1 pseudogene is annotated in these 1,582 nt (G+C 63.6%); it reads right to left on the bottom strand.

The annotated features are described in order from the left end of the window. Positions 1 to 60: 60 nt before the first annotated feature. A pseudogene (locus DK926_RS26220) lies at positions 61 to 1,455 on the bottom strand (IS1380 family transposase). Positions 1,456 to 1,582: the final 127 nt, after the last annotated feature.

Below are 1,582 nucleotides of genomic sequence, written 5' to 3'. Positions count from 1 at the left end.
GGGGGCCGGTTCCACAGGTCCGGTTGGTCTTTCGGAGTTGTCGGGGCGGGGTTCGGTCGGTCAGGTCGGTGCCGGCAACGCGGCGAGTCGGGTCAGAGCAGTGACGGTGAGGTCGGTCCAGGGTGCGGTCTTGGACAGTTTCAGGCGGACTGTGCGGGCGTGTCGTGTGATGCGGCCTGCGATCGAAAAGATGCGCAGGCGTAGCCGTTTCGGCTCCCATCGGCGGGCACGGTGATCCGGGAACGCCAGTAACTGAGTCCATGCAGTCAGGTCGAGAGCGAGTTCGACGATGGCAAGCCAGATCCTGTTCTGATCGAATCCGTGCAGTGGGAGATTGCCGAGGCGGTGTCCTTGGCGATGCGGATGCGGTCCTCGCAGCGGGCACGCCGCCGGTGGCGCAGTTCGAGATTCTGTATCTGACCGCGGGCGGTGTTGGTGACAAACGCGGTCAAGCGCAGTCCGTCTCTGTCGGTGAACCGCAACTGCGCACCAGGATGCGGCCTCTCCTTGCGGATGATCAACCGCATTCCCGGTGGCCACGACGAAAGGTCGACGATGCCGGTGGCATCGATGACCCAGGCGCCGTCGCGAACTTTCTCCTCGGAGTCGACCGCGGTCGACCATGCAGTGTCGGGGACGGTGTCCAATGCTGTGACCATCGCATCGGTGATCGTGAAACCGATGGAATACGACACCCGGATACGGTGCAGGTAGTCCAGATAGTCATGTGTTGCACCGGCGCCGTCGGCGCGGATCAACGCCTTCCGCGATGCCCGTGATCGGGTATGGAAAGGCAAATTGTGCGAGTGCTTTTCGGGTCACGGTGACGTGGTCGGCTGCGGTGTTCGATCCTGCATTGCCTGGCCGCAGCAGGGCTGCGACCGGCTCCCCGGTGCCTGCCTGTCCGTGGTCGAGGAAGGCGAGCATGGGATGGAAGCCGAATCCGCGTTTGTACGTCGCTGCGGCGTGCTCTTTGCCGGAATGGGCGGTGACCAGGGTGGCATCGAGATCGATCACGATCGGGTGATCGGCGTCGATGCCATGATCGGGTGCATGATCACCGGCGCGGGACCACGCTGCTGCCCGCGCGGCGGCGCGTGCAGTCTCGATGGCGGTCAGTGCCGCAGGTGCGTCGGCAGCCAACACGGTGATCAGACGGGACACAGTCGGATCGGAGGGGATTCGGCCGAACACGTCGCTGTGTTCACGAAGGGTGGCGATGTCGGCGAGGCAATCTCCACCGAGCGCCAACGACACAGCGAGGTCGGTGAGAATCTTGCCGGGATCGAACTGCGCCAACGGCTTTCGCCACTGCGACAACGCGTCCGACAACCTGCCGGTCAAGCCCACAGCGTCTGCGGTCCGGAGCAAGGTCACCGCCCCTGCATGCGACACAATCCCTGATCCGGTGGGCTCTGCGGACACAGCAGGGTACGACGACGTAGACTTGCTCACCTGAAGGGTGCTCCTGGCTTCTGCGTGTATTCAACCTTCGACAAGTCGAATTATCGCAGGTCGGAGCACCCTTCTTCGGCATTCACGCACGGGTGTTCCTCAAAGCGGTGAAAGCCCGAGGCTAGGT

It is taken from the genome of Rhodococcus sp. Eu-32 (assembly GCF_003336925.1).
Classification (GTDB): Bacteria; Actinomycetota; Actinomycetes; order Mycobacteriales; family Mycobacteriaceae; genus Rhodococcoides; species Rhodococcoides kyotonensis_B.
Note: the sequence above shows the minus strand (reverse complement) of the source record. Positions and strands in the feature narration are given on the sequence as shown.